This is a genomic window from Cryomorpha ignava (assembly GCF_010686655.1).
Classification (GTDB): Bacteria; Bacteroidota; Bacteroidia; order Flavobacteriales_D; family Cryomorphaceae; genus Cryomorpha; species Cryomorpha ignava.
Genome location: NZ_JAAGVY010000014.1, coordinates 1 through 24,296, shown reverse-complemented (window position 1 = coordinate 24,296; position 24,296 = coordinate 1). Strand labels below are relative to the sequence as shown.

Genomic DNA, 24,296 nt, shown 5'->3' with positions numbered 1-24,296 from the left:
GCAAATTTATGAGTTTCGGTACATCAAAACATCCCATTATTCCCGGAAGGGCAGAGCCATCAGATAAAGCTGAAATGGTTACCCAAGTCTTGTTTGGTGAGACCTATCGCGTACTTGAAACTGAAAAAAAGTGGCTATTGATAGAGATTGAAGCCGACAGCTACCAATGCTGGATAGACCGGAAGCAGCATAGTGAAATGAGCGAAGGTGAGTTGAAAGAAGCTGAATTTCAATCTATTAAGAGATGTGGTGATGCGATAGGTCAAATTACAGACAAAGTCGGGAAGCGCTTTTTTATTCCTTGCGGCTCTCCCCTGCCCGCCTATCACGAAGGTAGATTTGAAGTTAATGGAGCGCATTTTGAATTTGATGGCAGAGTGGCACGGCACGATTCAGAAAGCATAATTCGCCATGCACGCAGGCTACTTCATGCCCCTTATCTTTGGGGTGGTAAAACCGCTATGGGGATTGATTGCTCTGGATATACGCAGGTAGTTACTGCTTGCGCAGGAATATCGTTGCCTAGGGATGCCTGGCAGCAAGCCGAAAAAGGTGAAGCAGTAGATTTTATTGACTTAACCGAGCCTGGTGATCTCGCATTTTTTGACAATAGTGAAGGACGGATTACTCATGTAGGAATTATTCTTGAAAACGGTAAAATTATCCATGCCAGCGGATCGGTGCGTATTGACACCTTAGATCATCAGGGGATTTACAATGAAGATATAAAAGCATATTCGCATAAACTGAGACTCATAAAGCGTTTTACTCTCTGATAAGCGTCACATTTCCAGTTTGTTCAAATGCCATTCCCTCAAAATTATTGAGCCTTAAAATGTAAAAATAAACTCCTTCAGAGCAAGGTTCATTTGTTTTATAATGTGTGCCATCCCAGGCGTTATTCACACTGTTTGATTCAAATACTATTCGTCCCCATCTGTTGTAAACTACTACTTTGTAAAATAAAGGATCTTCTGTTGTTCCTATCCACCCATCGTTATAGCCATCGCCATTAGGGGTAAAAATATTTGGAATAGTAACGGTGCAATCTACAATATTGATACGCATCTCGTCAACCGATTGGCATCCATTTTCATCTGTCGTTATCAAGAATAAATCAGCACTTTCGGACGGTTTGAAGAATGCCGCTTCTGAGCCATCCTGCCAAAGGTATGTGGCAAAGGTTTCAGTAGGCTTTACAGAGAAATCGGCTTTATAGCACATATTTGTATCAGGTGGTAATATTACTCTTCTGGTTTCAAAAAGTGCTACTTCAATGAGTGCAGTATCACTTATGCATCCAGCTAAATTTGCGTGGCAATAGTAAATTCCCTCATCATCCAGGTTAGAGACTCCGTAGTCCACATCATTTCCTGTAAATATTGACCCTGTTGGCGAAAGCCATTGATAAACCACATTTGGCTCTGAGTTTATAACAACCAAATTGAGTGAGGTGCCCGTACACACGGGAGCATCAGTGACGAGAATGGGCTCATCGGGATAAGGTTTTGCGCTTATTGTAATACTATCAGCGGGTCCAATACAATATTGTGAGTTCAGGTAAGCAAAAAGCGTTGTATCACCATAAAATGAGGGAATAGTAAATTGAGGATTGTTTTGTAAAACAGCACCGTTAAGGCCATCTGTGTAATTTACCGCATATGGCTGGGCAATATTCACTATTTGGTTTTCGCCCTCACATATTGGCGCGAATTGAAAAACTGGCAATGGCGGAATAGGTTCAAAATCGATTTGTATTACATTTGATAAAAGTGTACAGTTAAACTCATCGATAACTGTGGCCTGAATAGTACCAGGACTGGTTACATAAATTTCAGAGTCGCTGCCCGGTTGAGTCCACGAGTATTGCGGATAATCAGCTGGTATAGCTTCTATTAAAATGCTATCTCCTTCGCAAACCGGAGTTAAATCGGGTTGTTGGATAAATACTGAATTGGTATCTGCACTCACTTCAATAGAAATTTCGGAAACAATATTGCAACTGGTAACTTGAACTGTATAAATTCCGGGCTGGGTCACCACCTGACTTGTATCTGACCCTGAAAAGGGATCTTGCCATGAGATGTTTGTAATAGAAGTACTTACAATGCTTATTTCAATGGTATCGCCCTGGCAAAGCACCCCTCCGCTCCCTTCGAGAAAGGGGGTAGAATATTCTGAAATCTGAACCGTATTTGACACCAATGCACAGCCTGCATAAAAAGTTACTTCCGCATAATAAAGGCCAGCTTCAGAAACATACAAGCTATCCTGATTGCCTAAGTTTCCTGAGGGTCCCTGCCACTGAGGCGTGCCTGCTGAGCTGGCAACCAACAAGATACTGTCGCCGGGACAAATCGCACCCGTTTCAGGTAACATAATAATGGAAGGTGTAGGCGCTGTTGTAATAACAAGCGTCTGAATTTTTGTTGTTGAACAGCCAAACTCATTTGTAATAGTGAGGCTTGCATTATAATTCCCGTCTCCATAAACGTAGAGGCTGTCGCCAAAATCTTCGATTACATTAAAATTAAAAGTCGGGGTACCTTCCGAATATTCAGTATAGAGGGTGATGGTGTCACCGGGACAAGTAAAGCCGGGTCCTGTGAGGGTAAATTCAACAACGGGTACAGGCCTTAAAAGTGCATAAACAGAGTCACTGACTGTATAGATCTGAGGTTCGTCCAGACAGGGATTATCTTCCGTCTCAATTTCTAGGGTAATGGTGTACCAGCCGCTCTCTGAAATGGTTATAGAAGCCAAGGCTGTGGTTCCAAAAATTCCGCCGGGAGGAGTAATTGACCAGGTAAAATCGTATGGCTGATGCGGAATAAGATCGTCTGTTAAATAGTCGTAAGCTGCTACACTGGCGGTGGCAGATCCGCATATCAATACCGTATCGCCGGGAATTCCAAAATTTAGATATGGTTCCAAATTTTCTGGCGGAACTTGAATAAAAAATACTTGAACGGCAACGCCTTTGCTACATCCATCCGGACTTACTACATTAAAGTGATAAACTCCAGGTTGCGATACTGTTACAGTTTCATTGTTTGTTTGCCCTGTAACGTCAATGCCTGGACCAGTCCAGAAAAATGTATAACCGGGCTCATATTCACACCAAAGATCTACTTCATCGCCAGGACATAAAAATATGGGAGACGGATTTGAGGCCAAATTATTTACACCGGCATCATCGCTGAGTAGTGGACTTATAGCTGCGGGATAAATATCAACCACCACCGATGCAGTTGAAGTGTAACATCCGTCTTTACTTGTAATTGTAACAGATAAATCACCCGGTTGGGTTACACTGAAATAAGAAATATTATTAGGCGGAGACCAGGAATAATTTGACATGAACCCAATTTCTGAATTTACGGGAACAAAATTGATTGCATGAACCAGGAATGGTGAGCATCCTATCAGCAAGTCTTCGCAAGTATAGCTTAATGGCGTTGCAGGCCTACCGATACATGCATCTGGAATGGATAGGTCACACCCCGATCCGAAGCGTTTGTACATATCCAGAGGCGCTCGGTTTGGGTTAATCGCTCTAATGGTAAATCCATCTTCTGCAAAACCGGACATTGACTCCAGCTTGCCAAACCGTCCGTAATTAGAATCGCCACAATATGTTAAGCCCACATTTGGAGATCCAATAACATCAGTAAGCCCCGCTACTACTGCGCTGCCAACGGGAATGTAGAGTTTCTCTCTATAAACACCCGTAATAACCTCTTTTCCATCTATTTGGACGTGGATGCCGGTTGCTATTTCATCAGTAGGCGATCCGAAATTTCGTGCAAAATCAAACGCTCCGGACGAAGAATAACGCATTACAAAGACATCTTTATAACCCAGAGAGTTAAAAGTCGCTTCACCGTATATATCGCTTAGCGATTCAAAGGTACATTCATGCCAGCCGGCCACGCCTATCTGACCGTTATTTATGGAAATGCCGCGGGCCGAGACAGCACTAGAGCTGCCCTGACTTTGTTTCCATAATAAGCTGCCTGACGGAGAGTATGACGCTAAAAAAACAGCATTGGCGTAGCCCGAATTAAGGGTAGAATTTCCCGAACCGAGAAAGGTAATTGAGTTTCCAAAATCTCCGGTTAGGAATATGTTCGAGCCATCTGAAGTTACGCTGTTTGCGATGCTTTGCTCACTGCCACCGGCATATCTAAACCACTCTTCACTTCCCGAAGAGGAATATTTAATGATAAAAAGTGCGTTGAGAATGGTATTGGAATAGAGATTATCGAAAGTAATATCGTCGCTAAACTGCCCCACGGCATAAGCGCTTCCTGAATTGTCGGTAGTAATAGAAAGACCCCGGTCAATGGCGGTTCCACTCCCCTTTTTTGCCCAAAGTTCATTTCCGGCTGCATCGTACTTCACAATAAAGGCGTCAATAGAATTGTTTAAACTTGAAAGGCTAAGATTCCCAAAGGAGGCTTCGCCGTTAAATTGGCCTGTAATGAAAATGTTACCGCTATTGTCAACAGCTACCGCATTTGCCCGATCGCTATTGCCGCTGCTACCTCCAGATTTTGCCCAGATTATAGTGCCCGATGAAGCGTATTTTGCAACGAACGCGTCTTGTGAACCCGCATTTGAAGAAATAGAGATTCCACTTCCAAAATTTATTGTACCGCTATAAAAGCCAGAGACAATAACGTTTTGATCGTTGTCAACAGCAATTCCCAGACCTCTGTCAGAAGAACTTCCGCCTGCGGCAACCACCCAGGTAGTTGTACCATTGGCACTGATTTTGGAAATAAAAATATCAGTAAGCCCACTTACAACTTTTGTAACACCGTCAATAGATGCTAAACCGCTAAAGTATCCGGTGGTATAAGTGTTGCCGAGATTGTCGCCGGTTACAGCTAGTGTTTCATCTACGTTTGACCCTGCCTCTTTTTTTGCCCAATAGGTTTGCGCTGATAGTGAGGCAAAATAAAAAGTACATAAAAGGACTAACATCAATCTCATAACCTATAAATCTCTGATAATTTGACTAAAGATAATAATAAACATTTAAAATCTTTAACAAACCCTTCGAGCCAAAATGTCATTATAATTGTTATGCCACTGCCATTTTAGCGCTTATGTTGGTCGTTTGTATCGAATTACTCTAATGGCTTAAAATTTGACCCGGCGTAGCTGTTCATTTGATTCTAAAAAACTAAACCCTATATAATGGATTTTCAAAAACTTACAATTAAATCGCAGGAAGCCATTCAGAGTGCACAGCAAATTGTTGCATCAGCGGGAGGGCAAATAATGGAAACTCCGCATTTGCTAAAAGCAATGATAGATGTGGACGAGAATGTGGTACCGTATTTACTCAAAAAGCTTTCTGTAAATACGGATCTCTTTGACCAGATGCTTGACAAGCAAATTGCATCTTACCCTAAAGTTACCGGTGGCGAAGTGCAAATGGGTCGCGGAATGAGAGACGCTCTAAACAGATCATTCACATTGCTAAAAGAGTTTGGCGATGAATTTGTTTCGCTCGAGCATCTTTTACTCTCAGTACTTGAAGGTGATGATTCAGGTTCGCGCATTCTAAAGGATCAGGGAATCACCAAAAAGAATTTAAAAGCGGCGATTCTTGAGCTACGGAAAGGTGAAAAAGTAACCTCCGCAAGCCAGGAAGAAACGTATAATGCGTTAAATAAATACGCCAAAAATCTGAACGAACTGGCAGCCGAAGGTAAGCTAGACCCTGTAATAGGTCGCGACGAAGAAATACGCAGAGTGCTGCAAATTTTGACCAGACGGACAAAAAATAATCCTATTTTAATTGGAGAGCCTGGAACGGGGAAAACAGCTATCGCTGAAGGTATTGCACACAGAATTGTAACTGGAGATGTGCCCGATAACCTGCGCGACAAAAAAGTTTTTAGCCTTGATATGGCGGCGCTTATAGCCGGGGCGAAGTACAAAGGTGAATTTGAGGAACGTCTCAAGGCAGTTGTTAAGGAAGTAACTGCTGCAGAGGGCGAAATCATTTTGTTTATAGACGAGATTCACACTCTCGTTGGTGCCGGTGGTGGTGAAGGAGCTATGGATGCCGCCAATATTTTGAAACCGGCACTTGCTCGTGGAGAATTGCGCGCAGTAGGAGCTACCACTCTTAATGAGTACCAAAAATATTTTGAAAAAGACAAAGCCCTTGAGAGGCGTTTTCAAAAGGTAATGGTAGATGAGCCCGATCGTGAAGCGGCCATTTCCATTCTTCGCGGTATCAAAGATAAATACGAAGCTCACCACAAGGTGCGTATCAAAGATTCGGCAATAATAGCAGCGGTAGAATTATCTCAACGGTATATTACAGACAGATTTCTTCCCGACAAAGCTATTGATCTTATAGACGAGGCAGCTTCTAAGCTTCGCATGGAGATAAACTCTAAGCCTGAAGAGCTCGATGAGATAGAGCGAAAAATTATGCAGCTTGAAATTGAGCGTGAGGCAATAAAACGCGAAAAGGATCAGGCAAAACTTCAGGATCTTGCCGAGGAAATTGCTAACCTTTCAGAAACGCGCGATAGCTTGTCGGCTAAATGGCAAACTGAGCGAAATCTCGTTGAGAGCATTCAGCAGGAAAAAGAAAAAGTGGAGCAGTTGAAATTTGAAGCCGAAAAAGCAGAACGCGAAGGCGATTACGGCCGTGTAGCCGAAATTCGCTATGGAAAAGTAAAAGAGAGCGAAGAGAAAATTGCAGAGTTCCAGCGTCAATTAGTTGATGAGCAGAAAAACTCCAAGATGATTAAGGAGGAAGTTGACGAAGAAGAAATAGCTGATGTAGTGAGCAGGTGGACAGGGATTCCAGTGCGCAAAATGCTTGAAAGTGAACGTGAAAAATTACTTCACCTCGAAACCGTGCTTCACAAACAAGTTGTGGGTCAGGATGAGGCGGTTACAGCTGTTGCTGATGCAGTACGTAGAAGTAGAGCCGGACTACAGGATGAGCAGCGCCCGATAGGTTCGTTTATCTTTCTGGGAACTACAGGAGTTGGTAAAACTGAAGTAGCCAAAGCCTTGAGCGAATACCTTTTTAACGATCCGCACGCGATGACACGTATTGATATGAGCGAATATCAGGAGCGTCACAGCGTAAGCAGACTTGTGGGTGCACCTCCCGGATATATTGGTTACGAAGAAGGTGGCCAGCTTACAGAAGCTGTTCGCAGAAAACCTTATTCTGTGGTGTTGCTTGATGAAATTGAGAAGGCGCATCCCGATGTGTTCAATATTTTGCTTCAGGTACTCGACGAAGGTACATTGACTGATAATAAAGGAAGGAAAGTAAATTTCAAGAATACCATTATTATCATGACTTCGAATATTGGTTCTGATATTATTCAAGAGAATTTCGAAAGTGCACGAGAGGGGTTTTCAGACGAAATGGCTGAACAAACTAAGAATGAAGTTTTTGCCTTGCTTAAAAAATCTGTTCGCCCCGAGTTTTTAAATCGAATAGACGAAGTGGTAATGTTTAGACAATTGACTCGAAAAAATATCGAGAACATTGTCATACTTCAATTGAAAAGACTCGCAGAAAGATTGCTTGACAGAAATATAGATTTCAGCGCAAGTCCAGATGCGATAAGCTATCTCGCAGAGAAAGGTTATGATCCGCAATTTGGCGCAAGGCCGGTAAAAAGACTTATTCAAAAAGATGTGCTAAATGCATTGAGCAAACAAATATTAGCCGGTGATGTAGATAGGGATGAACCTCTGGTGATGGATGTTTTTGATGGTCAAGTGGTTTTTAGAAAACCGCTTAAAGAAGAGATGGATAGTTTGATAGCCTGATTTAAAATAGGTTTTCAAGAATAAACATTTAAGCGCAGTTGCTGTTTTTATCAGTGCTGCGCTTTTTTTTGTGGTATATTTATAAAGAGAAAGTTTTTACTTTCAATTCCTTTTAGTTCACCGCCATAATTTGAAATAATGAAACACTTGTTTTTAAACCGACATGCAAAATCAGACTGGGGAGATAGCCAAATGAATGATTTTGATCGACCGCTTAACAAACGTGGCATGCATGATGCGCCTATGATGGGCAAAAGACTTGCTGAACGCGATCACGAAATAGATTTGATAATTAGCAGCCCGGCCAAAAGAGCGATTACTACAGCAAAGTTGATGGCTCAGGAATTGGGTTATGCAGTTGATGACATACAAGAAGAGCCAAAAATCTATGAAGCACATGTACGCGAATTGCTTATAATAGTAAATGGGCTTGACAACGGTTATAATTCCGTGATTATGTATGGTCACAATCCCGGATTTACTGATTTGGCAGATTATTTAACTGGTGCCGGCATACTGAATCTTCCCACCTGCGGTATTTGTAAAATTACTTTTGATTTTGACGATTGGGCCGAAGTATCTGCCCACACAGGGAAAATGGAATATATGGATTTTCCGAAACGGGAGGTTGTGAAGTGAAATTCAGGCAGCAGTAGAGCATAGAGCCGTTCAATCTTGAAGACTACTTTGGCCGAAATTTGGTGATATCAAGTAGTGGATGCTTGTTTTACTTCTATTTCTTCGCTTAATGGGTTTGAGAATTCAGAAATGCTTTTCCACGACGCTTTTTGAGCATGGTTCTTCTTTTTTTAAGAATTGATCTTATTTTTTCAGCAATCAAGGCTTAGCTATGATATTTATTTCTTGATTGATGAGATTCAGATATCCTATATATTTTATGAATTGAGTTGCGGGATTAAGAAAACATATTACACCAAAATTCCCTTCATATCGTCAAATTTAATGGCTCCATTTCTCCTATCAAGCGCAAAAGCCATAGCTTCTTCTACCCTACTTTTTCTAAAGCCAAGCGCATCGGCAAGTTCTACGCACATTCTCTGCTCTTTCGGGTGGGCATTTAAATCCATATTCATCATGGTAACAAATCGCCAGAAATAATCTACACGTTCTATTTTGGTTTTGGGTAAAACCAATACCACATCTTCCAACTGATCGCGCCATTTGTTCACATCCCTGATGTCAACTCCAAGCGTATTTGAAAGCATGTGAATGTTCATCTGCTCAAAGTGGTTTACATGCCCATCTATTTGCGCCAATTTAATCAAGAGCAAAATCAATGATGTTTTATCGTCCATGCCCGGAATGGGCGGTTTTTTGTCTTCACTCCTAAATAACGCAACTATCTTTTCCCAATAATTCATGCTCTACTTGTTATTTAAAACGTTTATAAAATCATCAAAATCAGTCACTTCACTTAGATTCGCTGTCATAAACTCTCCGGATCTTTTTACTTCATCGACGCCAAAGCCCAAGCGTAGCGCAAGCTCTTCGCACATTTTTTGTTCGTCAGGATCGGTTTTCAAATCAATCTTCATCAGCATAAAAAGGTTGTATAAATACACTTCTTTTTCTTCTCTTTTTGATGGCGGTAAAGAATTGACACTCTCGATATTGATTACGATTTCATTAAAATCGTTGCTTGAGATTCCCATTCTTATGGCAATCATTTTAATTAAATTCGATTCGTATTGTGAAATGACACCATCGGCTTTTGCCAATTTTATTAATGCGGCTATGTGGCCTTTTTTGTCGTCTAATCCGATCATTGTTTTTTGTTTTATTTCGTGATTTAACTGCAGCTTAGTGACTTAACATCACAGCCAAACTGCCTAATTATTCTTATCCATTTTCGCTACTGGTATTATCAAGTTCAAATATAATATTTGAGTCATTGTCTATATCTTTTCGATCCCCGTTTAAGCGAAAGCCGTTATTTTCTAACAGTTTTGTAGAACGTACATTCTCAGAGTTTGTGAATGCTTCTATTTTGTCAAGTTTTAATTCTTTAAAACCAAAGTCGATAACCTTCCTGAGAGTCTCACTCATAATACCTTTCCCCTGAAATTTAGGGTTCAAATCATATCCAACTTCGGCAATTTTATTGTTCTCAGAAAAATTCCACAAACAAATTGTTCCAATAATTTCTGAGTCGCCATTTAGAGTTATTCCCCAAGCGATTGACCGGCCTGTTTCGAGATATTCAGCTGTATTCTTGATGAATTTTATTGCATCAGATATATTCTTAGTTTTTCTATTCTCAGCTCTTTCAATGTATGCATTGACCGTTTTATCTGAACGTAAGAATAGAATTTCGTCACAGTCTGACTCTAGAATTTTTCTAAGTGAAAGCCTTTTGGTTTTAATTTCGGGAAATGGATTAAATCTCATTTTTTGTTTTCAACTAAATAATTGATTGTAAGGTTTTTATTGTATACCATTATCTCATTCACTTCGCTCATCTCCATTCCCCTTAGCCAGCACATTCTTAATCCCAAACAAACCCTGCAAATTAAACGAAGGCTCCATGTGGACTTCATTCGGTCGGCGGTCGTGAGCGTGCTTGCCTTAGCGGTCAGCATAAGTTTTTCAATCGATTTGAACTTTTCGTCAATCCACATTTTTTCAAAGTTGCTGCCACTTCAAATTTTGTTTTAGGCGGATTTTTTAAGCGACTAATCATTTTTGCAAAAGCCTTGCAAGCTATTTTTTCGTTCATATTAATCAAATTACAAATCAATTCATCTGGATTTTGAATCTGAATACCATACTTCTCAATTGTTTTAGATGGGAAATCTATTAAATTAAAACGTTGTAATCAAATCTGCCTTGCATTTTATTGCACAAGCTAAAACATGCCTATCATCTTTATCTGGTAATGACAAGCTCGGAATAAGCTCTTCAAAATTTAGAACATTTGAATCAGGAAAAGCACGATTCATTGCTTGAATTGTTCCATCCAGTTGTTTTTTATTTAAGTCTTCCCTGTTAATTAAAAGGTTTCCTGTCCATTCGTCCTGAATAGCTCTAGACCATTTAGGTTCAAATAAGCCTTCAAAAGCCATTGAAAGTAAAACGTCTCTAATAGGGGCTGGATACAAAACACATGCATCTATCACAACCGTCAAGACTGGTGAGTGAATCATTCATAACCAAGATTTAACTCTTGAGCCTGATTTGCTAAAAAATCAAGTTGTTTTTCTCTCTCGCACGCTAATTTCGATTGATAGGCAATAATATCTTGTAATAGAATTCTTCTATGGCTTCCAATTTTTTTAAAAGGAATATTACCAGACTCTATCAACTTCACTAAGTAAGGTCGCGAAACATTTAGCATGTCTGCTGCTTGCTGGGTACTTACTTCCAAATCAGAAGGAACTAAAGAAATAGATCTTCCCTCAGACATGTTCTGAACAATAGAAAAAAGAAGCTCCAAGGCTTTTTTAGGTATTGTCATGAACTCACCAGTTTCTTGAACTTTAATTTTCACGCCTGTTTTTCGTGATGCTTTTACTCTATTCGAAACATTTAGTAACGCATCCAAAGAGTTAAGAGCAATTTTTTGATCCGCCTTTGTAGTTTGTTCTGTTATTGCTTCCATAATCTTTCTTTTACCAAAAATACGAATAATTTTGAAACGAAATAGACGAAACGAACGAAATATTCGATAGCGCTACTAGAAGTCAGCTTATGTCAAAAAGCATAAAAAGTGATTTACGGGGGCTTTAGCTTCAATTTGTCGTAATCTATCCAATTGCTTGTACTCTGTTAATCCATTGCCGCACAGACATTATGAATCTATTTGTTCCGGCTTCCATTTCAATTACCCCGACGACCGAAGGAATGCCGTATGGCAGGGTAATTAAAACTTTGGTTATTTACGCGTTCCCAAACATCCAAATTTTCCAACGTATTTTTGTTGGTAATCTTATTTCCCAATTAAACCGCTATCCACTCTAAAAGTCGAAGTCATATCGGTCAAGCTGATATAGTCGATTTCGGTTTGAGTGATAAGCGTAATTGCAGATTCTTTTACCTGTAATGTTCTTCCTTTTGCCATCTGATTTGAAATAAAGATAAAAATCGGCAAAGATTTAAACTACCCGTTTCATAAGATTATTCTCGGCTGCATGAAGTGTCTTAACTCTATAAATAATTGAATTATTTGAAACCAAGATTTAACTCTTGAGCCTGATTTGCTATAAAAAGTCAAATTATTCATCTCTCTCAATCGCTACTTTATCTTATTTCGTAATGAATGTCTTGTGACTTAGTTCGTCATTACGTTAAACCATTGCCTCATTGTCTATAGCCCTTCCTTATTGAATGCTTTAGCCTGCCTGATTTTAAAATCTGCGATCGATTTTTTCAAATACTCCAAGTATTTTTGTCTGTCTTCAATGAACTGTTCGGTCATTTCTTCACGTACCTGTCTCATAAATTCCACGGCATGAAATTCTTTGCCTGGCTTTTTATTAGTCTCCATGTGTAACTTCTTTTGGTGATCTGATGTCTATTGTAGAATATCCGTATTTTAGGTTTATCGAGTTTAAGAAATTTTTACCGTTGTTGTCACTTAAAAACTTCGAATATTTTTTCCGTTGAAAATATCCAATAATAACAACTAGGATCATAAACGGAATTGCCAGAATAAACAAAGGAATACCGATTATAATAAGCAGGACAATCAGTAATATGTTTTTTACCTTGGTCAATAGTTTTTCAACTTAGATTCGAAATTTCTGTAAAAAGCGTTCTAAATCCATATTCCATCAAGTTGAAAGACAAGTATGTGTATTTCTATTTTACGAAACCGAAAGGCACCAGCTTTTTTGTAAATATTACTTCCAAATTATCATTTAACAATGGGCTATTGAAAAACGAACTAGTTAGTAAATTTGAGCTTTTCACTTCTACAGTTTTGGGATTATGGAATATCACTTCATATTGTCCTGATTTAATCACATTTATAATAAATATTTTTTTCGCTCTTTCTCCATTGACAAAAGTTTGTACTGGCCAAAAGGCTTTCACACTTTTAATCTCTTCATTTTTTCCTATATGTTTAAGTGAAATTGAGAAATGACCAAGACTAATTCCAAATCCACCAAGTATGTAAACTCCGTATCTGCCTTCTTTTAAGTTGACTACTTCTCCTTGACTGTTTAAGTTTAATGGTCTACTCATTTTTTAAAATTAAGGATCAATTCCACATTTTTGAAATCGTCTTTAACATTAGTAAAAATCCACGCTCTAAATCTCAAAATCATCACTCCCCCTTCCCCTTAGCCAGCACATTCTTAATACCAAACAGCCCCTCCGAAAGCGCCTCCATCTGATTCAAAATCAAACCAATCTGATTATCACCCCCAAAACCCTTCATCTTCTGATTTTTCAGAAAAATAGCAATCAACTCTTGCCAGCGTTTTTCTTCTTCTGGTGTTTGCCAATCCATAAGCGATTTGAATTTTAATAAGTTTGCCTCGGCGCTGGTTGTCAATGTTTGAGATTCGTTTTCGTAGTTGTTCATGATGAGCGTTTTCAGCTCATCTTCATTCATTATCGGTACGACTCTCTCGGCCATTTTATTCATATTTCGGTACGAGCCCTGCAACTTAAACGAAGGCTCCATACGGTATTGCTCTTCCATCGCTGCCGACTGAATGTATTGTTGATTTACTTTTAAAACGACATCCCTAATTTGAATGAGCTTCTTTAAAGTGTTCACATAATCAGCAATGTCTTCGGCAGAGTGGTTTGACTCAAAATCAAGTCCTTCACTCTCGCCGGTTTCGGCGATCTGAATAAATGTGTAGAGATCTTGCTGGCTCTTTCCGGACAGTTTGCGCAAAGTGGAATTCGATGTCAAACTGTTTTCAATATAGCTCAATTCGAAAGCCCGTTTGTTTCCGCCCAGAATATCGCCCAGATTGTAAATGTCGGCTCTATTGGCAAGCATATCCGGAATCTTGAATTTGTCGCCGCTTTCGGTATATGGATTTCCGGCCATTACTACCGAGACTTTCTTTCCGCGCAAGTCATAGGTCTTGCTCTTTCCTTTGTAAACGCCTTCTATCTTTCGCTGGGCATCGCAAAGGGAGATAAACTTCTGTAGAAACTCGGGGTTGCAATGCTGAATATCATCGAGATAAATCATCACATTATCGCCCATTTCCAAACCGAGATTCAGCTTTTCAATTTCTTCTCGCGCTCCCGCGTTGGGCGCATCTGTTGGGTCGAGCGATGTAACTTCATGCCCAATTGCCGGGCCGTTAATTTTCAGAAAAATCACACCCAGCCTGCTGGCAATATATTCCATCAGCGTGGTTTTACCATATCCCGGCGGAGAAATCAGTAGCAGCATACCCATCAAATCTGTTCGCTTATTGGCATCGGCCGTTCCTATTTGCTTTGCCAGGTTATCGCCAATCATTGGCAGATAAACCTTATTGATCAATTCATTGCGTACAAAAGAGTTCATCACTCGCGGCTTCAACTCATTTAGCTTCAGCTCTTCACGATAAGTATCAATTAATTCTTTTTTCAATTCCTTAAATTGCTGAAAAGCTGGTACTGTTTTAGCATGAAAATTTCTTAATCGATTATTATAATTATGGTAATCAACGATTAATTCGCCATTAGCAATTCTGGAGTGCTCACCTTGAATGCCTTCGATAGAAACGTTTAGTGACGCATCAACCAATTTGAATTCCTGATCGCTTTCGGCCAAAACAAGAGCTGTTTCATCAATAATTGTGTCAAAATTACCTGTTTGCGTTTCCGCGAAAGCGAGCAACCAACTTCTTATCAGCGTAAATTTCCCTTCTGGAGAATCTATGGAATCAATCGAATCCTGATAGTTTTTCTCCTGCTTGTTCTCTTTTAAGTTCTTTTGAAATTCGGTTTTAAAATCGCTTGCGCCTTTGCTAACGCTAAAAATGCCGTTGTCAGCTAATTCGGCAAATAAATAACTGGCTGCATCTTTTACATTCTCCTGAAGGAAAACAGATTGCTGATTTGAAAAGTCAATCATTAAGCTTTCAATTTTTCCAATCAAGTCGCTAAACGCATTCGAATTTGGAAAAGCTTTCAGGATTATTCCGGCGCCCTTTATTTCGCTGTTTAAGCTTTGTCTTTTTTCTTTGTTCAAGTATAAATTCCAGAAATAGATAGCTCCTACTCTGGCTTTTGGATCGTATTTCAACACGCCGCCTTTGGTGGTCATGTCTAAGAGTTCCCACAAAATAAGAGCTGCGTCTTCATCGTGAACGCCCTTGCTGTAGCCTTCGTCATAGCGCGGAGCAACGAATTCAGCAATGAAACTTTCCATCCGCTCATCTGGCCAGCGTGCAGCATCTTTTAGCGTAAAGTTTTTTGAATTTGAAATGGCATTAAAAAGTAATAAGGCCAAATATTCTGATCGATACACTGTATTATTTTCAGAAATCAACTCTTGATCCCAGACTTCACGGGTAGCCAGGAACTTCGGATCTTTAATCTCTTCAAAAAAGTTGGTTCCGGTTACGTGGTAAAACATGGCATTACTTCGCGGCACAATCGTAAGGTCGAGCAATTGATTATTGACCGAAAATTTGTGCTTTCCGAAAGAAATAAGGTTTTCGCCATCGTAAAGATCAGTCTTGTCTTTAAGCTGTCTAATGGCATCTTCTTGTGTTGACTTTAGCTTTCCTTGCACTTCATCTGCCTTCACGGTATCGCCAAGGCCAATCAATTCCTGAACAATATTTCGCAACTTATCTACCATCAGGTCAGACGCCATGTATCCATTAATGGCATCCATATTTTCCATTCCTTCCAGCCTATGCTTCACTCCTGCCAAAATTCTATCGGCAGAAGCCTGCAAGGCAGAAGTACGCTTGTTTTTCTTCTCAATGAGCTGCACTTTTCTCGCTTCAAAGGCATTGTAAACTTCTGTGCGCTTCTCGCTTATCTTATCTAAAAATTCATCAAATTCACTGAATTTGCCTTCAAGCTCTTCCAGCTGAATCATCAGCTTGGTTAAATATTCTTCACACTTTTCTGTAGTATCAGAAATGTCGAGATAATTGATGATTCCCTGGCTGATTAGTTTTAACTGGGAATGAAATTCGGCTTCGCCTTCCACCAAAAACAGCTCTTTTCGCTTTCTTTTAAGTGCGGCATTTATTTGATTGAACGAAGCGTATATTTCTGAAATATTATTGATTATAGTAGTAGTTTGGGTCGCATCTTCGATCTTGAGATTACTCACAATCTCAATCAGCATTTCAAGCTCTTTCGATGTTTTCAATACATCTTCTTCCAGCTCATTGGCTTCAACTACTTTGGTGAGTTTATGAACAGAATCGCTTAGCTCTTTCACCTTGGTTTCATAATAAGATAAAGCTTCCTTTTTCAACAAAAACTTGACGCATTTCTGCGAGAGCTTCTCATTTTCGGCCTTTAGCTTTTCTTCGTAATTCTCAATGGCCGCTTCGTTTATATAGCGCAAATCGGTCAGGCTCATTACCTGTCCGCGAATGTTTCTAATTTCAGCCAAGAGCTTCACAAATTCATCAATATCCTTGAATTTCGCAATTTTCAACGCGCGCATCAAAGCGGTAACCTCCACTTCTACACGTTTAAATTCTTCTTGCGTATTCTTCTTGATTTTAATGACTTTCTCAAACTCATTAATGGCAGAATCTGCAACGGTTCTGATTTCAGCAAGCGTAGCACTCAAATTAAACGCTTCCTTTTTATCAAGCCAATAAAACGAATCGACAATACCCGTTACTTTCCTTACAATATCGATGTAAAGATTGGCGTAAGAGTCCTTTTTATGTATCAGGCTTAGCACTTCATTACTCTCCGCCATTCCCTTCACAATGTCCTTATTTCCAATTTTGGATAAAAAGGAATCTTCTTTTCCAACAAAGTCGGCAACATCTAATAAATAAGGTGTTTGCCAAATCTGAATAGCATGATGTTTCTGAGCTTCATTTTCGCCCTTAAAATAGCACATCTCGCCACTGCCGAAAATGGAATAGCCGTGGCAAATAACAGGGTTGGCAACAGTTTGCGAAATTAAATTATACGAAAGCAAAATGTAAGTTCCCGATTTTCTATTGTAAAAAATATATAGAAAATCTTCTCCGTTGGGCGATTCAATGGTCTTTTCGTAAAGCATCGAATTCAAATCGGTATTGAATATTTTGGATTCGCCGGTTTGTAAATAATATCCTTTCGGGAAAATCACACCATAGTCTTCGGGCAGCAAAACGCACGCATTCTCAATATCATCAACACGCATAGCCTGCTGAATTTTCTTGTTGTATATAATGTACCGAAACGTGTTTTCCTTATAAGGTTTGATCTTCAGAAAAATCAAATTTCCAACGATAGAGTAAAGAATTTCAGCATCGTGCAGCACCTGGTCTTTGTATTCAACCGGCTCGTTAAAAATCCCCTTCCCATCTTCAGTATTGTCTTCTATTTTAATAGTCAAATCGCCGCCAACGGTTTCTACGAAAATTTGATCTTCAATAGAAATATGCGGGTGTAGCCCGTCACGAAACATATCGCGCGTCGTTTTCTTCCATCGAAACTGCTGCTGATCGGGAAAACTAAATTCATTCGCAGCCCTATCTTCCGAATAAATTAAAGCATTGCCATCAATCTGCCATTTAAAAACTTTGATGTCGGTTTCGTTGTCACCAATTTTAAAAATAATGTAGAGAAACGGGCCGGTTACAGCGAACTTTGCAAACTGTGTTTGCTTATAGTATTTGTATAGATTTTCAAAGTCGCGAATAAAAGACTGGTTGTTAATCAGCTCCAAGTCCTTCTTAATAAAACTCCGGTCTTTATATTCATAAATGTTAAAAACATCCGTTAAAAGCGTAACCGATTTCAAGCCCATAAAAACGTTATAGCCAAAAATGAAATTATCGGCTATCGCAACCATGTCCCGTGGTACACAATTGTTTTCTGTGGTAATGCGCTCTGTGGTGAGCAAAGTCGTTTCAATAGCACCAAACACATCTTTTCTGGCTTCGTTGAGCTTATCCAGCTTCGAACGTAAAATATCGCCCTGCTTTAACAGTCGATCTTTGATGATCTCGTAAGTTCCCTGCTCTAAAACGGTGCCCGGCTCTTCTGTATTTTCTTGCTCTTCTTGCATTTGTTTAGTTCACTAAATATTGATTTTCACGAATTCTAATCCGAATAATAAAGGGTAAAGTATTCCGAAATTTGAAACACTTTACCTTAAATAACTTACTCACTACAGTCTAATTTCTGGGTATGTCAACGCACTCAAATGTCTGAGTCAGAAAGTTCGATAGCAAGGCGCACGCAGAATTGAAAAGCAAGGAGTTGACATTTGTCAATGACTGTTTTCAATTCAAGTGCAACGCCGATAGCGGGCTTTCTGGACAGACATTACTTAATCCCCAAACTATGCGGCGTCTTTTCACCAATTCCCGCGGCCTTCGCCGCCGAAAGCAACGAGTTTAAAACCCCTTGCTGCTTATCATCGCTATTCTCTTGCATCATTTTAAAAATCAATGCGCTTACCGAAAGGTTCTTCAAATCGTCAGATGAAATTCCAAACTGATCTACCAAACTTCCAATCTTCTCTTTCAATGTAGAGCCATCGATACCATCAAGCAATTGGGTTTTCAATTGACCCAAAGTACCGCTGTTGTCAATCATACGCTCCACCGATTTTCCATTTGAAATGGCGCTAATAATCTTATCAAAGAATACAGCTTCACCACCAACAATATCGATTTTTGCAGTTTTCAACGCATTCGAAATAACTTCGGCCTGAGCATCTGCTATATCTTTCTGGATGCTGATTTGAGCCAATTCAACCGATTTCTCTTTATCCAATCGCAACTTGAATTCTTCGTGATCTTTTCCAACGCCGTCCAATTTTTTCATGGCATCGGCTTTCTTGTGAATTCCTTCTGCCTCCACATCGTACTTCTCTTTGCTCACCACAGCTTCTGCAAGTCCTTTTTTCTGTTCGGCTACCGCTTTTGCTTCGATTACTTCAGCTTCGGCTTTACCTATTTCCAAATCGGAAATGGCTCGTGCATGTTGTTTCGCTTGAATTTCTTTGGCTTCAGCCATAGCGCGTGCTTCAATTACTGCGGCTTCCGCATCTCCTTCTTTCTGTCTTGCAGTGGCTTTCGCTTCCATTACTTGTGCTTCGGCTATTCCGTGAGCTGCTTCCCTGGCCGCTTCGGCATCGGCCATGGTTTTCATGGCTGCTGCACGCTTTATGGAAGATTCTTCTTCGGCCTGAGCTTCAATAATGACTTGCTTTGCCGTAAATTCTGCCGCCTGGTTGGCTGCTTCAGCTGCTTTAATTTTCTCTACAAGTGCCGCTTCCGCAGATTCTTCCGCTTTGGTGACAGCGACTAATTTCTCGCGATTGGCCAGAGCTCTTGCACGAGTGTCCTTGATGTTTTCTTCTTCATCAACCACCGTTTTTTCAATCGCCACACGCTCCCGAATGACTTCCTGAATATCACGCTTCTGGGTTTCAATTGCTTTCTCTTTCGCAATCTGCGCCAGCGTTACAATACGCTCTCTCTCGGTAACTTCCAGCAATCTGTCCTTCTCAATTCTCTCTGTTTCAACAGCGGAAGTTCTTTCTTTATTCTTTGATGCTACAATTATTTCACGCTCTTTATTCTGTTCCGAAATTTGAATTTCTTCTTCGGTTATAATGCGCGATCTTTCCGATTTCAGAGTCTCTTCTTGCTGTACTTTAGCAATCTCGGCTTCTTCGCGCGATTTTATATTCGCAATTTCCCGTTTTTGCTTTTCTTCCTTCTCTGCAAGTTGTTTGTCGAGCTCCAGAATGGCTTCTTGCGCTTCAACATCTTGCTTTCTAATTGTTTTTTGTCTGTCTCTCTCAATTTGGTTCGACTGAATTTTCTCTCGCGACGTAATGCTGATAATCTTCTTGATACCTTCCGCGTCGAGAATATTACTTTCATCCATTTGCGAAAGCGGCGTTTGTTCCAAATAGTCAATCGCGGCATCGTCGAGAATGAAACCATTCAAATCGGTACCGATAATATTGACGATCTCTTCTCTAAATTCGTCGCGTTTATTGTACAAGTCAACAAAATCGAACTTCTTACCAATGGTTTTAAGCGCTTCCGAAAATTTTGCGTCAAAAAGATCGTTTAGTGCTGCGGGATCTGACGAACGAATACAGCCTACAGATTGCGCCACCTGAATTACATCTTCAAGCGTTTTGTTTACACGGATGAAGAACGCAACCTTGATGTCGGCTCTGATGTTATCTCTACAAACCAATCCTGCCGCACCGGCTCTTTCGATTTGAATGGCTTTTAATGAAATATCCATTGTTTCCATTCGGTGCAAAACGGGAACGATTAAAATTCCATTGAAGGAAACTCTTGTTCCACCCACCCCGGTTCTCACAATCGCTTGTCCTTGCGATGCTTTTTTGTACCATCTTGAAATCATCACGATAATTCCGATGATGACTATTACGACTAAGATGACTATCCCGAAGCCGATATTACCTAACATTTCCATTTTTTATTTTTTAATTGATTGATTCATAAGGCTCAACTATGTAGCATTTGTCCAGCTCTGAGAAATTGACGATAAGCAAACTTTCGCCACGCATTATTTTTCCATTTTTTGTTTTGATGTTCAAGCGATAGCTCGATCCATCGATATTCACATCAGCTTGTCCCATTTTCAAATCTGATGCACTAATAACCACTTTGCCCATTTTCCCAAGTAAATTTGCATTTTGTTCAGTCGGTTCATTCAGTTTGCTAAATATTTTCACAAACGGAATGGTCAACGGCTTTGCGATTAAAACGCTGAGAATAAACTCTGGAATAAGGAAAAGCAGCGATAGCAAAAACGATTCGTTACCCAGTATATGATTGACCATTACTGCTATTGCCCAAAGCGGAATGGCTGTGAAAGTCAGAAAAATCATCAATGGAATCTTGTCGATATTGAAGAATGACAAAACGTTGTTTAACCACGAAACCGAAAATTCTGACGTGCCACCATCGGCATCAATGTCCATATCGGCATCAAGATCAACCTCAACATCAAAGGAATTAATATCCAAGGCACCGAAAATGATCAGTAACCAATAGCACACCACGAAAGTGAGTATAATGGCCGGAATGATATTCACAGGCGAAAAGGTAGCATGGAATAATTCTATCATGCTTTTTTATAATTAAGATTACCTTTTTCTAAGCTCATTCTAATTTAACTTCCCTTTTGACATTTTTGCTTTCAAATCTGCCAATTCATCTTGAGCTTTACTGGCCACGCTTCCTTCAAGCGCTTTGTCGATATCTTCATCAATACTTCTGCTTTCATTTGCAATTTCGCCGTAAGATTCTGCCAAAGCTTCTTCCTGAGCTACCTTTTCTTTCATGCGCTCAAGCAAAGAAACCGTATCGGTAGAGTCAATTTGAGCCAATTGCTTGTTTAAACTCTTTGTTGCGTTGCTCACTTTTACGCGTGCTTTCAGCGTTTTTAATTCAGCTTCCCATTTGCCAATATTGGTTTTAATGGTCTTTACATTTCCTTCAAGTTGCACAACCGACTTTTCAAATCTATCTTTTTCAGTAAGTGAAGTCTCTGCCATTTTCGAGTTTTCTGCTTTTTTCATCAAAGCTTCAGTTGCCAGGCGATCTGCTTCTGCACCTTCAAGCTCTCCTTTTTCAGCGCGTTGAAGCAAAAGCATTGCTTTTTCCTGATAGTCCGTTGCATTATCAGTATAAGTTTCATTATCGTTTCTGGCGCGAATAGCCATTGCTTTAACTTCTGCTAAAGCCTGCAAGCTCTTAGAAAGATTTTCCTTCATATCGCGAATACCTTGCTCTGTAAGTTTAATTGGATCTTCCAATTTATCTATTGCCGAATGTGTTTCGGCTTGTCCTATTTTAAATAATCTTTTTAAAAAATTCATCGTTTAACGTTTTAGTGTTTAGAGTAGCCAATAAGCTGTTCTGAAAATTCTGAAAGCAATAAAGTAAGTGAATTGATAGAGCCTTCAAGTTCATTCTGATCGAGATTCTCCATTTGAAGTGTATCTCTGAAAATCAACTTTTGACCTGATTCATCCAATACAAAGGCTCCGTGAATAATGTCCCTGTTTTTCTTTAATAATTCGATGTACGTTTCTTTTGGCGCATGTTTTAGCTCCAAAATGTACTGCTCCATTATCAATATAGAATCGGCAAGGCCTATTACGAGATTTTTAATTCCCAAACCTTCGTCGTCTATTACCAATAAACCATCCGCTTCATCTTCCTTTGTGATGGAATGACCCAGATCGAGAATGTAGTTTTTTACTTTATTGAAATCGTCTTTCATTATTAATCGTTTTAAATTTTAGTTTGATTACTCTCTATGCTGTAAATTTATTATTTCCCTAAAGGAAAGCAAATAATATTATGTCAGAGAGTTAAGTTTTTGATTCTTTTTTTATTTTTCCATATACTTGTTGCTAATTTTACGTGACAATATTAACACATTTTTAGCAAATGTACAAATTATTAGCAATATTATGAGTTCAATAGGGAAGAATATTCGAAAGATACGAACAATCAAGGGATTGAGTCAGTCTGACTTTGCTAACTTATTTGACTTGACTCGCGCTAGTATAAGTGCATATGAAGAAAATAGAGCAGAACCCAAGATGGATGTGGCGATTAAAATTGCTAAATATTTCAACATTCCGCTCGAAAAGCTCATTACAATGGAACTTACCGTAAATGAGTATGCAAAATTCAACTTACAGAATTTTATTGTGAATAATTCTGCTCTAGAAACCGTTTCCATACCTATTGTATCTGCGCGCAACTGGGATAGCTTTTTAAAGAAGGAGAGCATGTCAAACTTTCCAACCTTCAAGTTCCCAAAGCACTTTGTGCAAGGAGAACTGGCAATTGAAGTAAATGAAAACATAAATACCAACCTTCATTCCGGCACTATTTTACTGTGCACCGAACAGAATATCATTTCAGAAAACGGGGTATATCTAAGTATTGATAAGAAAATAACCACAATAGAAAACGGGAATCAAATTACGAAATCGAAGACCAAAAGGCTTTTTAGAGTTTTTCAAAAAATTGAAGAGATGAATGCCATTTCTACTTTTTCTATTGAAGAAAGGTTGAATAAGTTGGAGATTGCGATGGAAGGTTTGTTGGGGAAGTAGATGATGAAAATGAAGACAGCGAAGATTTAGTTCATAGCAGATTTAATACTGGCATAATGTTCGTCGCCTCTAAAAATAGTTAAGGCGTGAGTTGGGTCTTTTATATAAGTAGATTTGATTGTGTGTTTTCACACTTTAGTTTTAAAGCGCTTACATATTTAAATAATCCATATGGATTCCCTTGCATAGGCATTCCCTCAAAGTCGTCGGTCAGAAGAGTGACATATAAAAGAGATGAAAGAAATCAGCTATACAGATTCTCAAGTAAATTGAAGCCCTGAAAGGGCGATATTTAAAAGCGATGGGTGCAACCCATCGATAAAATTCCCCACCAGGTAAAGCCCTGTCCATACGAATTCCTTTCCGTCAAAAGGGCGGCATCTCTCCATCTAATTTGTGCAATGTTTTATCGCATCAACAAGAATTTTGTTTTTTGATCGAATTATTATTCTGGTAATTAATTATAATTTGTAAATTCAATTGTAATTGTCATTACTATTTCATCTAAAATATACAACCTTGGGACAGTCACTCGTAAATCAATACACCCACATCATTTTTAGCACAGTTATTTGGGCGGAATCTGTAACAATCTGGGATGTACAACCATTAAAATTGGTGGGCACCTCGATCATGTTCATGTACTTTGTATGTTATCGAAGAAAATCACATTGGAAAAATTCCTTCAAGAGCTTAAATCTCACTCTTCAAAATGGATAAAAGAAAAAGGCGATCCGTTTTACAATTTTTTCTGGCAAGATGGATATGGTGCATTTTCTGTCAGCCCCAGTCATGTTGCTGGAGTTGTAGAATATATTTCAAATCAGCATGAACATCATTTGAATGTTACGTTTAAAGAAGAGTTTTTGAGAATTTTAGAGAGAGACAATGTTGAGTATGATGAAAGGTATTTGTGGGATTAGGCGTGTTTTTAATAGATTTACGACGCAGTTTCGCTTTGCTTTCTCTACTCGTTGATTTATGTCACCCTTTCAGGTACTGTGTAAAAATCCAAATTTATTTCGACATTTTTTTATGTCGTATATTTACACTTCCAAAGGAAGACTCTTCTTGAGTTTATCCTGTGTAGCCTGAGCTTCTGCTTGGGCTATTTTTTTATTAAAATAGTCTGGTTCATACTCTTGATCTTTTTTGCAAAGCGTATAAACAAGAATGAGTAGTTTTCGTTGCACAGCTACTTGCGCTTTCATGGGTATATGTG

The 24,296-nt window shown here is 39.3% G+C and carries 20 protein-coding genes; 5 read left to right on the top strand and 15 right to left on the bottom strand.

Annotated elements, in window-relative coordinates; all coding sequences use genetic code 11:
* The first annotated feature begins 8 nt into the window (after positions 1 to 8).
* Positions 9 to 776, top strand: a complete 768-nt coding sequence (locus G3O08_RS09290; protein WP_163285088.1) for a C40 family peptidase — start codon at positions 9 to 11, stop codon at positions 774 to 776.
* On the opposite strand, the gene G3O08_RS09285 is transcribed toward G3O08_RS09290, so the two are convergent.
* Positions 766 to 4,998: a T9SS type B sorting domain-containing protein gene (locus G3O08_RS09285; RefSeq protein ID WP_163285087.1), complete on the bottom strand. Its 4,233-nt coding sequence runs from the start codon at positions 4,996 to 4,998 to the stop codon at positions 766 to 768. The two genes, G3O08_RS09290 and G3O08_RS09285, sit on opposite strands and share 11 nt — an antisense overlap.
* A 207-nt stretch (positions 4,999 to 5,205) precedes the next feature.
* Here G3O08_RS09285 and clpB point away from each other — a divergent pair, with 207 nt between their 5' ends.
* Together clpB and G3O08_RS09275 are read left to right on the top strand one after the other, a co-directional pair.
* A complete protein-coding gene (clpB, locus tag G3O08_RS09280; protein ID WP_163285086.1) occupies positions 5,206 to 7,827 on the top strand; it encodes an ATP-dependent chaperone ClpB in 2,622 nt (873 codons plus the stop codon).
* A gap of 138 nt (positions 7,828 to 7,965) precedes the next feature.
* Entirely contained in the window at positions 7,966 to 8,466 is a 501-nt protein-coding gene (locus tag G3O08_RS09275) for a SixA phosphatase family protein (protein WP_204336828.1), read from the top strand.
* 290 nt (positions 8,467 to 8,756) lie between these two features.
* Here G3O08_RS09275 and G3O08_RS09270 read toward each other — a convergent pair whose 3' ends face one another.
* The 13 genes from G3O08_RS09270 to G3O08_RS09210 form a co-directional block, all read right to left on the bottom strand.
* Positions 8,757 to 9,143, bottom strand: a complete 387-nt coding sequence (locus tag G3O08_RS09270) for a hypothetical protein (protein ID WP_163285085.1) — start codon at positions 9,141 to 9,143, stop codon at positions 8,757 to 8,759.
* 69 nt (positions 9,144 to 9,212) lie between these two features.
* Positions 9,213 to 9,629: a TerB family tellurite resistance protein gene (locus G3O08_RS09265; RefSeq protein ID WP_317164054.1), complete on the bottom strand. Its 417-nt coding sequence runs from the start codon at positions 9,627 to 9,629 to the stop codon at positions 9,213 to 9,215.
* Between the two features lie 58 nt (positions 9,630 to 9,687).
* Positions 9,688 to 10,236, bottom strand: a complete 549-nt coding sequence (locus G3O08_RS09260) for a GNAT family N-acetyltransferase (RefSeq protein ID WP_163285083.1) — start codon at positions 10,234 to 10,236, stop codon at positions 9,688 to 9,690.
* Between the two features lie 413 nt (positions 10,237 to 10,649).
* Positions 10,650 to 10,991 (bottom strand): PIN domain-containing protein, encoded by a 342-nt coding sequence (locus tag G3O08_RS20900; protein WP_204336827.1) that lies wholly within the window; start codon positions 10,989 to 10,991, stop codon positions 10,650 to 10,652.
* The gene (locus G3O08_RS09250; RefSeq protein WP_163285082.1) at positions 10,988 to 11,446 is read right to left on the bottom strand and encodes an excisionase family DNA-binding protein; all 459 of its coding nucleotides are present in this window, start codon (positions 11,444 to 11,446) and stop codon (positions 10,988 to 10,990) included. Before G3O08_RS09250 ends, G3O08_RS20900 begins: the two co-directional genes overlap by 4 nt.
* Before the next feature lie 327 nt (positions 11,447 to 11,773).
* Positions 11,774 to 11,905, bottom strand: a complete 132-nt coding sequence (locus tag G3O08_RS21480) for a hypothetical protein (protein WP_262888946.1) — start codon at positions 11,903 to 11,905, stop codon at positions 11,774 to 11,776.
* 246 nt (positions 11,906 to 12,151) lie between these two features.
* Complete coding sequence (locus tag G3O08_RS09240; RefSeq protein WP_163285081.1) at positions 12,152 to 12,331, bottom strand: hypothetical protein; 180 nt, start codon at positions 12,329 to 12,331, stop codon at positions 12,152 to 12,154.
* A 314-nt stretch (positions 12,332 to 12,645) separates the two neighbouring features.
* Positions 12,646 to 13,032, bottom strand: a complete 387-nt coding sequence (locus G3O08_RS09235) for a hypothetical protein (protein WP_163285080.1) — start codon at positions 13,030 to 13,032, stop codon at positions 12,646 to 12,648.
* Positions 13,033 to 13,114: 82 nt separating this feature from the next.
* The gene (locus G3O08_RS09230) at positions 13,115 to 18,007 is read right to left on the bottom strand and encodes a DNA repair ATPase (protein ID WP_163285079.1); all 4,893 of its coding nucleotides are present in this window, start codon (positions 18,005 to 18,007) and stop codon (positions 13,115 to 13,117) included.
* A gap of 260 nt (positions 18,008 to 18,267) precedes the next feature.
* Positions 18,268 to 20,403 carry a flotillin family protein gene (locus tag G3O08_RS09225; RefSeq protein ID WP_317164051.1) on the bottom strand — a complete coding sequence of 712 codons (2,136 nt, stop codon included), beginning with the start codon at positions 20,401 to 20,403 and terminating at the stop codon, positions 18,268 to 18,270.
* A 16-nt stretch (positions 20,404 to 20,419) separates the two neighbouring features.
* Positions 20,420 to 21,067, bottom strand: coding sequence for an OB-fold-containig protein (locus tag G3O08_RS09220; protein WP_163285077.1), 648 nt, complete (start codon positions 21,065 to 21,067; stop codon positions 20,420 to 20,422).
* A gap of 39 nt (positions 21,068 to 21,106) precedes the next feature.
* Positions 21,107 to 21,820 carry a PspA/IM30 family protein gene (locus G3O08_RS09215; RefSeq protein WP_163285076.1) on the bottom strand — a complete coding sequence of 238 codons (714 nt, stop codon included), beginning with the start codon at positions 21,818 to 21,820 and terminating at the stop codon, positions 21,107 to 21,109.
* 11 nt (positions 21,821 to 21,831) lie between these two features.
* Positions 21,832 to 22,227 carry a type III secretion system chaperone family protein gene (locus G3O08_RS09210; protein WP_163285075.1) on the bottom strand — a complete coding sequence of 132 codons (396 nt, stop codon included), beginning with the start codon at positions 22,225 to 22,227 and terminating at the stop codon, positions 21,832 to 21,834.
* Positions 22,228 to 22,420: 193 nt separating this feature from the next.
* Here G3O08_RS09210 and G3O08_RS09205 point away from each other — a divergent pair, with 193 nt between their 5' ends.
* A complete protein-coding gene (locus G3O08_RS09205) occupies positions 22,421 to 23,074 on the top strand; it encodes a helix-turn-helix domain-containing protein (RefSeq protein ID WP_163285074.1) in 654 nt (217 codons plus the stop codon).
* 260 nt (positions 23,075 to 23,334) lie between these two features.
* Here G3O08_RS09205 and G3O08_RS21475 read toward each other — a convergent pair whose 3' ends face one another.
* Positions 23,335 to 23,463, bottom strand: coding sequence for a hypothetical protein (locus tag G3O08_RS21475; protein ID WP_262888945.1), 129 nt, complete (start codon positions 23,461 to 23,463; stop codon positions 23,335 to 23,337).
* A 183-nt stretch (positions 23,464 to 23,646) separates the two neighbouring features.
* Between G3O08_RS21475 and G3O08_RS09200 the strand changes: the two genes are divergently transcribed.
* The gene (locus G3O08_RS09200) at positions 23,647 to 23,997 is read left to right on the top strand and encodes a transposase (RefSeq protein ID WP_204336826.1); all 351 of its coding nucleotides are present in this window, start codon (positions 23,647 to 23,649) and stop codon (positions 23,995 to 23,997) included.
* The last annotated feature ends 299 nt before the right edge of the window (positions 23,998 to 24,296 follow it).